The following is a 12,657-nucleotide window of genomic DNA, read 5'->3' as shown; positions in this document are numbered from 1 at the left end:
CTTCGCTCGCAATGACGAGGGGGGAGAGCTACAATCCCTTCGACAGGGAGAGTAGTCCATGACCCAACCCCTCATCACCACCGGGCAACTCGCAAGCCTCCTCGGCGATCCCAACCTCCGGCTCTACGACTGCACGACCTACAACGAGCCCGTCCCGCCCGGCAGCGACGTGCCGTATCGCGCCGTCCCCGGCGACAAGACATTCGCGGCCGGACACATCCCGGGCGCCGATTTCCTCGACCTGCAAGGCGAGTTCTCCGACACCTCGGCGCCGCAATTCTTCATGATGCCGGATGTGGCCCAGCTGGAGGCCGCCTTCGGCCGTCACGGCCTCGATGCGTCCAAGACCGTCGTGCTCTACAGCATCGGCACCATGATGTGGTCGACGCGGTTCTGGTGGATGCTGCGCTCGCTCGGTGTCGATGCGCAGGTGCTCGACGGCGGCTTCGACAAGTGGAAGGACGAGGGGCGGCCGGTCGAGACGGGCGCGCCGAAGCGATATCCGGCGACGACGTTCAAGGCCGCGCCGCGCGCGGGTTTGTTCGTCGACAAGACCACCGTGAAGGCGCGGATCGGCGATCCCTCGACAGTGATCGTCAACGCGCTCGGACCACAATTTCATCGCGGCCTCGAGCCAAGCCGCTACGGCCGGCCGGGCCGCGTGCCCGGCAGCGTCAACGTATCAGCGGCGACACTCACCAATGCCGACAAGACGCTGACGACGCTCGCCGATGCCGAGGCGAAATTCGCAAGCCAGTGCGTCACGCGCGACAAGAACGTGATCTGCTATTGCGGCGGCGGCATCTCGGCGACGATCGACCTGCTCATGCTGACGCAGCTCGGCTACGACAAGCTCTCGCTGTACGACGCGTCGATGGGCGAGTGGGCGAGGGATCCGGCGCTGCCGATCGAGACGGATTAGGCACGCATTCCCGACTTGGCCGGGAACATCTCCCGGTCGTCGCGAGACTAATGCTTGGCCGCGACCAGGGGCTTCCGTGCGATAAATACGGCAGACTTCGCGATGACCTTCGCCAAGTCATTCATCCGTCAACTGGCCCCGCCCGCGTGGCGGGGTCATTTTTGAAAAGGGCTTACTGCCGGGAGATGTCGACGGAGAATTCGCCGTTGCGGATGCGGCCCGGGAAACCTTCCACGAACTTCGCCACGGCGTCCTCGCCATAGGTGCCGACGAGCTCGGCAAAGGCCGCAAACAGACTCGCCTGCGCCAGGCAGTCGCCGTCGACGCCGTCATGGCGCGCTTCGGCCCAGGCTTCGTTGAGATAGCTCAGAGCGGCCTGTTTCTGCTCGTGATCGGGCAGCGGCGCGCGGGCGGGGGCGTAGGAAATCGGCTGGCTCATGAAACTCGATCAGGGCTGGGGCGCGATCCACGGCGATGCGCTGTGCAGAAGGTGTAGCACGCGCATTAACGACCGCTAGGCCACATCTTTAGGAACGGTTAATGGCGGTGGACAAAGACGATGACAGGGTTCCCGCCGCGGGCACGCCGGCCCGCGCTAAGCACGTCCCGGAATGACAAATCAGTTGGCGTAACGCGCCGTGAGATCCCGCGAGATCTTCGAGCCTTCCTCGATGTAGCGGCGGATCGCCACCGTCGCGGCCGGCGTGCAGCTCCGGTAGGTCTGCTGAAAACCGTTATAGCCGCGGTTGAAGCCGGCGATCAGGCGGGTGCGGCGTTCGCCCGAGGGGGTTTCGGCATCGATCAGCGCCTGCATTTCGCTGCGCCATTTGTTGCCTTCGTTGGACCCGCAAATGCCGCGCAGATAGTGCAGGCCGCCGAGGATCTCGGCCAGCCGCTGCAAATCGGCGTCAAACGGCGCCGCCACGTCCTGGGCCCTCGTGGGCACGGAAGCGCAGGTGAGGATCAGGGCAAAAATGGCCAGAAATCGCGTGGACATCGGCGGGGTGTATGCCCCCTCGGGGCTGATGACGCAAGGCAGGGTGTCAGGGGCCGATCAGGCGCGCGGCGGACTGGATGACCTCCTCCAGCCCCCCGGTCAACTTGAGCGCGCCGAGGCTCGCCAGGGCGTCCGGGGCGATCCAGCGGTAGTCGTCGAGCTCGTCGTTCAGGACCGGCTCCTTGCCCGCCCAGCGGGCGGCAAAGGACATGATCAGGTAATGGCCGGCGCCGGCGGCAGCCGGCAGCACTTCGCGCCAGCCGGCAAGTCCGATGATCTCGATATCGAGCCCGGTCTCCTCGTCGACTTCGCGGCTCAGGGCCTGGTGCAGCGATTCGCCGAACTCGACCCGTCCGCCGGGCAGCGAATAGAACCCTTTTGCAGGGGAACGGGCGCGGCGGGTCAGCAACACCTTGCCGTCGCGAAAGATGGCAGCGCTGACCGCGATCTGGGGACGGCTGGGCTGGACGGCCACGGACACGGCTCAATTCGCCATGATGGTGTCGACGTCGGCTTCCGCCCCGCCATTGATGACGCCGCCGCAGGCCGCGATCAGCGGCTTGACCCAGGCGGTGGCCTGTTCGGCCAGGCGAACGCGGGTCGTGTCCTTCTCGACCTCGCGCATGGCCGATCCGACTGCCGATAGAATCGAGGTCATGGTGTCGGTGATGTGGTCGAACTGGGCGCGCACATTGGGATCGGCCTTCTCATAGGCCTCGATGGCCAGATCCCGTGCCTTGAAATTGGACGCGGTGAAATGCTCGGCATAGGACAGCGGCGACCAGGTCAGAAAATCTTCGGCGCATTCCGGCATATCAGGGACCATTTCCAGCAGCATTACGGCTTCATTGAAATGGTTGAGATAGTCAGTGGCAAGCCCGGTCCGCGGGTTGATGTTGGCCACGCGCAGACGTTCGGCCCAGGCCGCGGCCTCGGGCCCCGTCTGTCCATGCGTCCGCGCGGCTTGGGAGACCGTTGAGCTCATCTGCCGCAGTGTTAACGTTCGGGGTTAAAAGAACCTGAACGGACCCTATATAGTCGCCCAAGGATGTGTGGACGCTTCGTCATAACTTCGGCCCCCGCGGCTTTGCGGCAACTGTTCGGCTATGTCGAGCAGCCCAATTTCCCGCCCCGGTACAATGTCGCGCCGACGCAACCGATTCCGGTCGTGCTGGCCGAAAACGGCGCGCGCCATTTTCGCCTGATGCGCTGGGGACTGTTGCCGGGCTGGGTCAAGGACCCCCGCGGATTCACGTTGCTGATAAACGCCCGATCGGAGACGGTGCTGGAGAAGCCCGCGTTCAAACGGGCGATTCGCCGGCGGCGCGGCCTGATCCCGGCCGACGGCTATTACGAGTGGAAGTCGGAAGGCGGCCGCAAGCAGCCGTTCTTCATCCACCGCGCCGACGGCGAGCCGCTCGGCTTTGCCGCATTGTTCGAGACCTGGGCCGGGCCGAACGGCGAGGAGCTCGACACCGTCGCAATCGTCACGGCGGCGGCGCGCGAGGACCTCGCCACGCTGCATGACCGCGTCCCCGTCACCATCAGCCCGCGCGATTTCGAGCGCTGGCTCGATGTCAGGGGCGACGAGGTCGATGCGATTCTGCCGCTGATGACGGCCCCACGCATCGGCGAATTCGCCTGGCACCCCGTCTCCACCCGCGTCAACCGCGTCGCCAATGAGGATGATCAGCTCGTGCTGCCGATCAGCGCGGAGGAGATGGAGGCGGAAGCCGAGGCTGCGAAGCCCAAGAAGGCGGTGCGGAAGGTTGCTGCGTCGTCGGATGACGGGCAGGGTTCGTTGTTCTGATCACCGCTGCCGTGGTGCCGTAGGGTGGGCAAAGGCGCAACGCGCCGTGCCCACGATCTCTCACCGCAACGCGCGATGGTGGGCACGCTTCGCTTTGCCCACCCTGCAGCAGCGGAGTGTGTGGCGCTCTACACAATCTCCCTTGCGCGCAGCGCTGCGATCTCCGCCGCATCGAACCCCAGCTCGGCCAGCACCGCGTCCGTATCCGCACCCAGCTCCGGCGCCATCCGGTCGAGCTTGCCGCCGCCATGGGCGAGCTTGAAGCCGCTGCCGGCAAAGCGCAGGCGGCCGTAGGGCGTATCCAGCTCCTGGATCGCACCGCGCGCCTTGATCTGCGGATGGTCGATCACCTCCTCGACCTTCCAGATGCTGGCGCAGGGCGCACCGGCATCCTCCAGAATGGTCTCCCATTCGCGCGCCGGCCTTGCTGATAGCGCCGCCTCGATGATGGCGCGCAGCGCAGGCTCGTTCTCGTTGCGCGCGAACCAGTCGGCAAAGCGCGGATCGCTCAGCGTGTCCTCGCGGCCGAGCGCAGCCATCAGCGCGCGGTACTGCTTCTCGTTGTTGACGGCGAGCAGGATGTGACCGTCGCCGCATTTGAAGAGGTTCGCTGTGGTCCGGCGGCTCACCGCCTGGTTGCCTGACAGCGTCTGGCGATGGCCTGCAACCGACCAGTCCGCGATCTGCCCCGAGAGGAACGCCATCGTCGCCTCCAGCATGGAGACATCGACGAACTGCCCCATGCCGGTGCGGTCGCGCTGGTACAGCGCGCTCGACACACCGAAGGCCGCGGTGGCGCCCGAGAGCACGTCGCACACTGCAAAGCCCGCGCGCGTCGGTCCGGTTTCAGGATGGCCCGTGATCGCCATGATGCCCGACAGTGCCTGCATCTTGCCGTCATAGCCGGGCCGCAGGCGATCCGGGCCGGTCTGGCCGAAGCCTGACACCGCGCAATAGATCAGCTTGGGGTTGATCGCGGACAGCGCCTCGTAGCCGATGCCGAGCTTGTCCATAACGCCCGGGCGAAAATTCTCCATGACGACGTCGACGGTCGCCGCCAGCTTCTTCACGATCGCGATCGCATCGGGCTTTTGCAGATCGAGCGTCAGGCTGCGCTTGTTGCCGTTGATGGCCTGGAACGCCGGCGCGAGGCCGCGCTCCGCCCATTCGCGCGACAGCGGCGTGCGGCGCATGTCCTCGCCCTCGCGCCGCTCGACCTTGATGACGTCGGCGCCGAGCAGCGCGAGCTGGTAGCTCGCATAGGGGCCGGCCAGCACTTGCGTGAAGTCCAAAATCTTCACGCCCTCGAACGGTCGCGTCACGTCGCTCTCCCCATTGATTGTTGTTATTGGAGGACGTCAGGCGGCGCGGTTGCCGCGCGCGATCTCCTTCTGCTTGTCGAATTCGGCGCGGCGGCGTGCCAGCTCTTCCGGCGAAAGCTGCGCGACGTTGTTGTAGTCGAGCTTCCACGAGGCATCCTCGCTCCAGCGCAGCGGCGACTGCATCGTGGTCTGCGGGCCGCTCGCGGATTCCAGCAGCTTGAGCGCGAGCTCCAGCGTCTGGGCTTGCGAAGCGACGTCGTGCGGCTTGCCGGCGGAGTTGCCGAGCGGGAAGTCCGAGAACAGGAACCGCGGCACGGCGGCGTGCTCGATGATGTCCTTGGCGCAGCCCATCACCACGGTCGGGATGCCGCCTGCCTCCAGATGCCGCGCCACCAGCGCGGTGGTCTGGTGACAGACCGGGCAGTTCGGCACCAGCACGGCAACGTCCACCTTGTCAGCAAGGCAGCGCGCCAGAATCTCCGGTGCATCGGTGTCGAGCGTGACGCGATGGCTGCGATTGGTCGGCGCGCCGAAGAAGCGCGGGGCGACCTCGCCAATGCGACCGGCCGCGCTTGCCTTGAGGAGCTGCGGCAGCGGAAACCAGGTGCCGTTGTCGGTGGCGGTGGTGTGCTTACGGTCGTAGCCGATGTGAGAGATGCGCAGGTCGTGCTGCTTCGCGGTGTCGCCGTCATAGACCTGGTAGAATTTCGCGCTGCCATTATACGCCGCACCCGGCCCCTGGTCGCCCTTGGTCGGATCGTACGGCGCCGCCGTCGTGATGATGGTGACGCGCGATTTTGCCAGCGGCTTCTTCAGCGGCTGGAATGGCGCCTCGGTGTAATGCGCCCAGCGGTAGGGCGTGGTGTAGCCGATCGCGGCGTAATAGTCGCGGGTGCGCTGCATGTAGGGGACGGGGGCATCGTAGTCGGGCGCAAAGCCGAATTCATCGTCGCGCGAAGCGGACATGGGGCGCGTCTCCTGGTTCTTGGTTGGGACCAGACTAGAGATAGTTTTGGGGTTGCTCAACGGGGGGAGCGGTGGCGCAGGACAGAATTGCGATCGCGTGGGAGCGCTTTCGTCCGCTCTCCCCTTGCGGGAGAGGGTGGCTCGCCGCGATAGCGGCGAGACGGGTGAGGGGTTCTGTCCGCGAGTCCAACTCTTGCTTCAAGTCGCAGAGACATACCCCTCATCCGGCGCTTCGCGCCACCTTCTCCCGCAAGGGGAGAAGGGAAGAATGCACCGCATGAGTTATCTGAAAACATGCAGCGCCGCATATTGCAGCAGCATGATCGCCTTGGCGTCGATGATGCGGCCGTCGGCAATCATCGCCAGGGCCTCGTCGATGGAAAGCTCCAGCACCTCGATGTCCTCGCCCTCGTGCTCGAGGCCGCCGCCGGCGCTGACGCGCATCTCCGGCTCGTATTCGGCGACGAAGAAATGCAGCTTCTCGGTCACCGCGCCCGGGCTCATGAACGCCTCGAACACTTTTTGCACATGGTGCAGGCGGTAGCCGGTCTCCTCCTCGGCCTCGGCGCGGATACGGACCTCGGGCGAGGCGTCGTCCAGCACGCCGGCGGCGGCCTCGATCAGCAGATCGTCGTAGCCGCGGATGAACGCCGGCAGGCGGAACTGGCGCACCAGGATCACCGTACGCCGCGCGCGATTGTAGGGCAGCACGGCGGCCGCGTTGTCGCGTTCATAGGTCTCGCGATGCTGCGTCTGCCACGCGCCGCTGGCGCGCCGGTACTCGAACGTGGTGTTCTTCAGGGGCGTCCAGTTGTCCGAGAGCACACGGACGTCCTTGATGCGGACGCGGTCGGAAATGGTCATTGCTATCTTCCGCTAACGGGGTTGCTCGCGTCCGTCGAGCCACTTCTGGAACATCACCGACGTCGATTCCTCAAACCCGAGCGACTGGTAGAACGCATTGGCCTGCGCATTCTCGCGGCGAACCAGGAGCTGGAGCTTTGCGATCCCGGCCGTGCGCAGCCAGTCCTCGGCCGCGGCCATGATGATCCGGCCATAGCCGCGCTTGCGGCCATCGGGGTCGACCGCAACGTAATAGACCCAGCCGCGATGGCCGTCATGGCCGACCATGACGGTCGCGACGATCGCGCCGCCATCGCGGCCGATCAGTACCGTGGAGTTGTCACGTCGCCGGGCCAGCGCGATGTCGGCATGCGGATCGTTCCAGGGACGCGTCAGGCCGCAGCGCTGCCACAGCACGACCACCGGCTCGACATCGGCGTCGGTGATCGCATCGATCGTGAGGGACACGCTCACAGCACTTTCCCCGGATTCATGATGCCGTGCGGATCGAGCATCGCCTTGATCGACCGCATCAGCTCGATCGCGGTCTTGTCCTTCACCTCGGGCAGCTCGTCGCGCTTAAGCACGCCGATGCCGTGCTCGGCCGAGATCGAGCCGCCCATGCGCAGCACGATCTCGAAGACAACAGCGTTCATCTCGTGCCAGCGGGCGAGGTAGTCCGCGGTGTTGGCGCCGATCGGCTGGCTCACATTGTAGTGCAGATTGCCGTCACCGAGATGGCCGAACGGCACCGGCCGCGCGCCGGGGATCAGCTTCACCACCGCTTCGTTCGCTTCCTCGATGAAGGCGGGCACGGTCGCAACAGGCACGGAGATGTCGTGCTTGATCGAGCCGCCCTCCGGCTTCTGCGCCGCCGACATTTCCTCGCGCAGCTTCCAGAAATTGTTGCGCTGGGTGAGGCTCGACGCGATCACGGCGTCGTCGACGATCTCCTCCTCCATGGCGCGGGCCAGGATCGTCTCCAGCGGCGTGCGGGCATCGTCGCCGGGGGAGGACAATTCCATCAGCACGTACCAGGGATGCTTCTCGGCGAGCGGATCGCGCACGTCGATGCCGTGGCGGACGGAGAAGTCCACGGCCATCTCCGAGAGCAGCTCGAAACTCGTCAGCGCGTTGGCGGCTTCGCCCTGCGCGATCGTGAGCAACTTCAGCGCCGCCGCCGGCGACTTCAGGCCGACATAGGCCGTCTCGATCGCCCGCGGCTTCGGAAACAGCTTCAGCGTCGCCGCGGTGATGATGCCGAGCGTGCCTTCGGCGCCGATGAAGAGGTTGTGCAGATTGTAGCCGGTGTTGTCCTTCTTCAGCTTCGAGAGAGAATTGAGCACGCGGCCGTCGGCAAGCACCACTTCTAGCCCCAGCGCCATCTCGCGCGCGACGCCATAGGCGAGGGCTGCGGTGCCGCCGGCATTGGTCGAGAGATTGCCGCCGATGGTGCAGCTGCCCTCGGCGCCGAGCGACAGCGGGAACAACCTGTCGACGTCGGACGCCTTCGCTTGCGCGATCTGCAGCACGACGCCAGCCTCGACCGTCATGGTGTTGGAGGCGGTGTCGACCTCGCGGATCTTGTCCATGCGCCGCAGCGACACCACCACCTCGCCATTATGCGGCGTCTGGCCGCCGACGAGCCCGGTGTTGCCGCCTTGCGGCACCAGCGCGATGTTGTGCGCGGAGGCCAGCTTGCAGATTTCGGCGACCTCCGCCGTCGAGCCCGGGCGCAGCACCAGCGGCGAGCGGCCGTGGAACAGATTGCGCTCCTCGGTGACGTAGGCCTCGATGTCGGCTGCATCGGTGATCGCGTGGCGCTCGCCGACGATCTTGCGGAATTGTTCGATCAGCTCGGGCGCAAGCGGAGGGGTGGCAGGCTTGTTGATGTTCATCGTCTCGTCTCTTCGCTCTTATCGTGCCACCGCAGCCCGGCGCAGCCGGTCGTTGATCGCTTCGCCTAAATCTTGTTCGGGAATCGCCATCACGGCAATCGCCCGGGGCCCCTTCGCATCGAGCGCGCGAAGATAGCCGAACAGATTGGCGGCGGCTTCATCGAGATCACCGCCCGGCGACAAATTCATGACGGCGGTGGCGGCGTCAATGCCGGGCAGGCGCGCAGGGCCGAATGCCAGCAGCGCTTCGTCCGGCGCGACTTCGCGCGCATCGAGCCGCACATGGGCGCGTGGCGCATAATGTGAGGCCAGCATGCCCGGCGCCAGCGGCTGGCTGTCATCGCTCTCGGCCTCCACCGGTGGCCGCGCCAGGGGCGCGCCGAGCACCGCCTCGATCCGTTCGCGCGACAGCCCGCCGGGCCGGAGCAGCATCGGCGCCTCGAAGCAGCCGACAATGGTGGATTCGACGCCGACCGTAACAGGCCCGCCATCGACGATCAGGTCGATGCGGCCCGAAAGGTCGCTTTCGACATGGGCGGCCAGCGTCGGCGAAACGTGACCGGAGATGTTGGCGGACGGCGCCACGACGGCTCCGCCAAAGGCGCGCAGGATCGCCTCCGCCACCGGGTGGGCGGGAATGCGGATCGCGACCGTGTCGAGGCCGGCGGTGGCGAGATCCGCCACCGGGCAATTGTCGGTCTTCGGCACCACCAATGTCAGCGGCCCCGGCCAGAATGCCTCTGCAAGCTTCAGGGCGCGCGCGTCGAACCGGCCGATGGCCTGCGCGGCTGCGAGGTCCGCGACATGCGCGATCAGGGGATTGAAGGCCGGCCGCCCCTTGGCGCTGTAGATATGGGCGACCGCCGTGGCATTGGCGGCGTCCGCCCCGAGCCCGTAGACCGTCTCGGTCGGAAACGCGACCAGCCCGCCGGCAGCCAGGGTCCGGGCAGCGGCTTCCGAGCCGGCCGGGCCGGCCGGTAAAATCAGCGTTTCAAGACCCGTTTTCACAGGGATAAAATTCCTCAACTCGGCCGCTTGCGGTGCGCCACACCCGACGCTATAAGCCGGCCTCTTGTCGGAGTGTGGCTCAGCCCGGTAGAGCACTGCGTTCGGGACGCAGGGGTCGCAGGTTCGAATCCTGCCACTCCGACCAATAATTTCAAATACTTAAAAGCTTTGGTCTTTTCTACCCCCGAAAAATTCCCCGCATGCCAGCTCCCGGAAATTCAGGCAGCAGCTTTTTCCGGGACCTTGTGATGGCTTTTGGCGCTGTCCGCCAATTGATCCAGGGCAGCCTCGCGCGATGCAGCGGGTTGCTCGCCGCCTTGGGGCTGACCCTGGTGCTGAGCGCAATCGTCGCGCCGGCCAACGCAGAGTCCGCTGATTCCGGGACCTTCCGGACATTCCTGGAACGTGAACTCTGGCCCGAGGCGGAAGCGCGCGGGATCAGGCGGGACGTCTTCGTCGCGGCGTTTGCGGATGTGTCGCCGGATCCGCAGGTCCTGGCGCTGACCAGAAAGCAACCCGAGTACACCAGGCCGGTCGGTCGCTATCTGGGATCGCGGATCGAGGCCGGCATGATCGCGGGCGGGCGCCGCCGCCTCGCGACGTGGTCGGACACTCTGGCCCGGGTGGAGCGCGAGTATGGGGTCAAATCATCGGTGCTGGTGAGCATCCTGGGCGTCGAGTCCAATTACGGCGCGGTCAACGACAACCGGGACGTCATTCGTTCGCTGGCGACGCTGGCGCTCGCAAGATATCGCGGCGACTTCTTCCGCAATGAATTGCTGTGCGCCCTTGCCATCCTTCAGTCCGGCGACGTCTCGCGCAGGCAGTTCGTCGGGTCGTGGGCCGGAGCCATGGGGCAGCCGCAATTCCTTCCGTCCAGCTTCATCGACTATGCGGTCGACTTCTCGCGTGACGGCCGCCGGGACATCTGGACCAGCACACCCGACGTGCTCGCATCCATCGCAAACTATCTGCGCAAGAAGGGATGGAAGCCCGGCCTGTCATGGGGCTTTGAAGTCGTTCTTCCCGGCGGATTCGACTTCTCCGTCAGCCGCGCCTCGTTTCGCGCGTGGGCGGACAGCGGGCTGCGTCGCGCGGATGGCGGCGCCTTCCCGGAGGACGACAACGCGGCCTCGGAGGCGTATCTGCTCTTTCCGAGCGGCGCACGGGGGCCAGCATTCCTCGCGACCGAGAATTTTGTCGCGATCAAGCAGTATAACAATTCCGACGTTTACGCTCTCGCGGTCCTGCTCCTCTCCGACCGTTTGGTCGGCGGCGGACCGGTTCGCCAGCAATGGCCCGATGACGATCACCCGCTCTCGCGCGAACAGAGGATCGAGTTGCAGCGCGAGCTGGCTGCGGCCGGCTACAAGGTGAACGAGTTCGAGGGGCACATCGATTTCGACCTGCGCGATGCCATCCGCAGCGTTCAGCTCGCGGCAGGCTCGATCCCGGATGGCAATCCGACGCTCGACCTGCTCAAGACGTTGCGCGGCGCGCAGCGCAGCCAACGCAGCAATTGAGCCGGACCTCGTTCCGTTGCGGCTTGAATTGTGGGGCGCTGCGTTCAGGCGACTGCAAGCTAGCGAGCTTCGCCCCAATTGTCCTGCGCGTCGTGAAAGACGAAGGTCAGGGTCTCGACCCGCCGGCCGGTGATCCTGCAGCCGGAAGCCTGGACCGGGGCCAGTCCTTGCAACACGACCTGGCGCTGGTCTTCGGAGACGTTTCCGGCGACCTCGTAGGAGGCGGCGGTACAGCCCGCCGCGAACGCATACGCCGTGCCCGCATACCGGTTGCCGGTCCGTCCCCCCCTGAACAGGATGGTCCCGCTGCTCACTCCGCTTCGCCGCAGATCCTCGGAGGGGGCCTCATAAACGAAGATGCGGCCGGGTTTTTCGGGATCGGATTTGAGCTGGACCCTCGACCCGTTGTGCGACCAGAAATTCTGCTTCGGGCCGGGCGGAAGTGGCGGCCATGGCGTCGCAGCCGCCGGCGTTGGGGCGGGGACCGGCACGACCGCATTGGCGATCTGTTGCCCCTCGGCCCTGAGCAGCCGCGCCGTCTCGGCCGTCAGATATTGCGAGATCGCCAGACCGTTGTCGGCGGCGTAGCGTTTGAGATAGCTGCGCTCCTGCGGCGACAGCGCGTAGGCCGGATCCGGCCTGGCCGAACTCTCCCCGTATTTCTTGTTGAGCGTCCAGCGCATGAACACGAGGTCCGGCGCGGAGATCGACAATGATTGCTCCGCGCGCTGCCGCGCCGCGATGTCGGCCATCAGACTCTCGGCATCGAACGGGCAGTGGGCCTCGATCCGGGCCAGCAGCGCGTCGAAATCGAGGCGTTCGTAGCGGCCGCTGGCGTATTTTGCGTTGTCGAGGCGTTGCGCGGTGACGAAGAACAATCGTCGCGACGCAAGCGTCCGGCCGATATCCGAGAGCCGAAATTGCTCGGTCGAGACGTTGTCGGCCCTCGCGAACGGGCGGCGGATGTTGTTCTGCACGACGACGGGCGCGGAATATTGGCCGGCCATGGCGAGGTCCAGCGACAAGCGGGATTGCCCCGATGTCACCAGGCTCAGCTGCGGGGCGAGATCGCCGTCGCGGGTTTTCACCGGCTTCAGAACCACCGTGCAATTCCGCGAGGTCCGCGGTCCGCTACCGGAAATTTCCACGGTGGCGTCGCTGAAATAGACCTCGGCGGACGTCGGGCCTGCGAGCAAGGTCACGGCAAGGATGCCGATCGAGAACGCGTGTCGCTTCACCATGCTCCGTGCTGCCCGAACAAAAGCGCCAATCAACAGGATGCGTGGTCCTTGCGGGCCACAAAATGACTTCAACCCCGAGCAAAAAAAGATGTGGTTGATCGAAGGTGGATCGCTTGCATGAGCGGTC

The 12,657-nt window shown here is 65.7% G+C and carries 14 protein-coding genes and 1 tRNA gene; 4 read left to right on the top strand and 11 right to left on the bottom strand.

Translation table 11 applies throughout. The features are described from left to right. Positions 1–58: 58 nt before the first annotated feature. A complete protein-coding gene (locus PMI42_RS15385) occupies positions 59–922 on the top strand; it encodes a sulfurtransferase (protein WP_008135627.1) in 864 nt (287 codons plus the stop codon). A 172-nt stretch (positions 923–1,094) separates the two neighbouring features. Here PMI42_RS15385 and PMI42_RS15380 read toward each other — a convergent pair whose 3' ends face one another. The 4 genes from PMI42_RS15380 to PMI42_RS15365 all read right to left on the bottom strand — a co-directional run bounded on the left by PMI42_RS15380 (position 1,095) and on the right by PMI42_RS15365 (position 2,904). Then, positions 1,095–1,361: a hypothetical protein gene (locus PMI42_RS15380; RefSeq protein ID WP_008135624.1), complete on the bottom strand. Its 267-nt coding sequence runs from the start codon at positions 1,359–1,361 to the stop codon at positions 1,095–1,097. A gap of 180 nt (positions 1,362–1,541) precedes the next feature. Beyond that, on the bottom strand, positions 1,542–1,919 hold the full coding sequence (locus PMI42_RS15375; RefSeq protein WP_008135613.1) for a TIGR02301 family protein: 378 nt from the start codon (positions 1,917–1,919) through the stop codon (positions 1,542–1,544). 46 nt (positions 1,920–1,965) lie between these two features. Next, positions 1,966–2,400, bottom strand: a complete 435-nt coding sequence (locus tag PMI42_RS15370) for an NUDIX hydrolase (protein WP_035965773.1) — start codon at positions 2,398–2,400, stop codon at positions 1,966–1,968. 3 nt (positions 2,401–2,403) lie between these two features. Continuing rightward, complete coding sequence (locus PMI42_RS15365; protein WP_008135609.1) at positions 2,404–2,904, bottom strand: hypothetical protein; 501 nt, start codon at positions 2,902–2,904, stop codon at positions 2,404–2,406. A 63-nt stretch (positions 2,905–2,967) separates the two neighbouring features. Between PMI42_RS15365 and PMI42_RS15360 the strand changes: the two genes are divergently transcribed. Then, entirely contained in the window at positions 2,968–3,729 is a 762-nt protein-coding gene (locus tag PMI42_RS15360) for an SOS response-associated peptidase (RefSeq protein WP_008135608.1), read from the top strand. A gap of 128 nt (positions 3,730–3,857) precedes the next feature. Here the strand turns inward: PMI42_RS15360 and PMI42_RS15355 are convergent, their stop codons facing one another. From PMI42_RS15355 to PMI42_RS15330, 6 genes are all read right to left on the bottom strand, one after another. Beyond that, a complete protein-coding gene (locus PMI42_RS15355; RefSeq protein WP_008135606.1) occupies positions 3,858–5,051 on the bottom strand; it encodes a CaiB/BaiF CoA transferase family protein in 1,194 nt (397 codons plus the stop codon). A gap of 36 nt (positions 5,052–5,087) precedes the next feature. Further along, positions 5,088–6,017, bottom strand: coding sequence for a glycine/sarcosine/betaine reductase selenoprotein B family protein (locus PMI42_RS15350; protein ID WP_008135605.1), 930 nt, complete (start codon positions 6,015–6,017; stop codon positions 5,088–5,090). Between the two features lie 282 nt (positions 6,018–6,299). Continuing rightward, a complete protein-coding gene (locus PMI42_RS15345) occupies positions 6,300–6,881 on the bottom strand; it encodes an NUDIX hydrolase (protein WP_008135604.1) in 582 nt (193 codons plus the stop codon). 12 nt (positions 6,882–6,893) lie between these two features. Next, complete coding sequence (locus PMI42_RS15340; protein ID WP_008135603.1) at positions 6,894–7,334, bottom strand: GNAT family acetyltransferase; 441 nt, start codon at positions 7,332–7,334, stop codon at positions 6,894–6,896. Then, complete coding sequence (locus PMI42_RS15335) at positions 7,331–8,758, bottom strand: FAD-binding oxidoreductase (RefSeq protein WP_008135602.1); 1,428 nt, start codon at positions 8,756–8,758, stop codon at positions 7,331–7,333. The genes PMI42_RS15340 and PMI42_RS15335 overlap by 4 nt, the downstream gene beginning before the upstream one ends. Before the next feature lie 18 nt (positions 8,759–8,776). Then, entirely contained in the window at positions 8,777–9,766 is a 990-nt protein-coding gene (locus tag PMI42_RS15330) for an L-threonylcarbamoyladenylate synthase (protein WP_008135599.1), read from the bottom strand. 68 nt (positions 9,767–9,834) lie between these two features. Here PMI42_RS15330 and PMI42_RS15325 point away from each other — a divergent pair. Continuing rightward, a tRNA-Pro gene (locus PMI42_RS15325) sits at positions 9,835–9,911 on the top strand. 103 nt (positions 9,912–10,014) lie between these two features. Next, on the top strand, positions 10,015–11,289 hold the full coding sequence (locus PMI42_RS15320; RefSeq protein ID WP_008135597.1) for a lytic murein transglycosylase: 1,275 nt from the start codon (positions 10,015–10,017) through the stop codon (positions 11,287–11,289). A 59-nt stretch (positions 11,290–11,348) separates the two neighbouring features. Here PMI42_RS15320 and PMI42_RS37475 read toward each other — a convergent pair whose 3' ends face one another. Next, positions 11,349–12,530, bottom strand: coding sequence for a hypothetical protein (locus PMI42_RS37475; protein ID WP_008135596.1), 1,182 nt, complete (start codon positions 12,528–12,530; stop codon positions 11,349–11,351). Between the last annotated feature and the right edge of the window lie 127 nt (positions 12,531–12,657).

Origin of the sequence: Bradyrhizobium sp. YR681 (assembly GCF_000282615.1) — a bacterium.
Taxonomy (GTDB): Bacteria; Pseudomonadota; Alphaproteobacteria; order Rhizobiales; family Xanthobacteraceae; genus Bradyrhizobium.
Note: the sequence above shows the minus strand (reverse complement) of the source record. Positions and strands in the feature narration are given on the sequence as shown.

Coding starts and splice junctions, on each gene's coding strand:
- PMI42_RS15385 (WP_008135627.1), top strand. CDS start 59: ATGACCCAACCCCTCATCACCACCGGGCAACTCGCAAGCCTCCTCGGC.
- PMI42_RS15380 (WP_008135624.1), bottom strand. CDS start 1,361: ATGAGCCAGCCGATTTCCTACGCCCCCGCCCGCGCGCCGCTGCCCGAT.
- PMI42_RS15375 (WP_008135613.1), bottom strand. CDS start 1,919: ATGTCCACGCGATTTCTGGCCATTTTTGCCCTGATCCTCACCTGCGCT.
- PMI42_RS15365 (WP_008135609.1), bottom strand. CDS start 2,904: ATGAGCTCAACGGTCTCCCAAGCCGCGCGGACGCATGGACAGACGGGG.
- PMI42_RS15360 (WP_008135608.1), top strand. CDS start 2,968: ATGTGTGGACGCTTCGTCATAACTTCGGCCCCCGCGGCTTTGCGGCAA.
- PMI42_RS15350 (WP_008135605.1), bottom strand. CDS start 6,017: ATGTCCGCTTCGCGCGACGATGAATTCGGCTTTGCGCCCGACTACGAT.
- PMI42_RS15345 (WP_008135604.1), bottom strand. CDS start 6,881: ATGACCATTTCCGACCGCGTCCGCATCAAGGACGTCCGTGTGCTCTCG.
- PMI42_RS15335 (WP_008135602.1), bottom strand. CDS start 8,758: ATGAACATCAACAAGCCTGCCACCCCTCCGCTTGCGCCCGAGCTGATC.
- PMI42_RS15320 (WP_008135597.1), top strand. CDS start 10,015: ATGGCTTTTGGCGCTGTCCGCCAATTGATCCAGGGCAGCCTCGCGCGA.
- PMI42_RS37475 (WP_008135596.1), bottom strand. CDS start 12,530: ATGGTGAAGCGACACGCGTTCTCGATCGGCATCCTTGCCGTGACCTTG.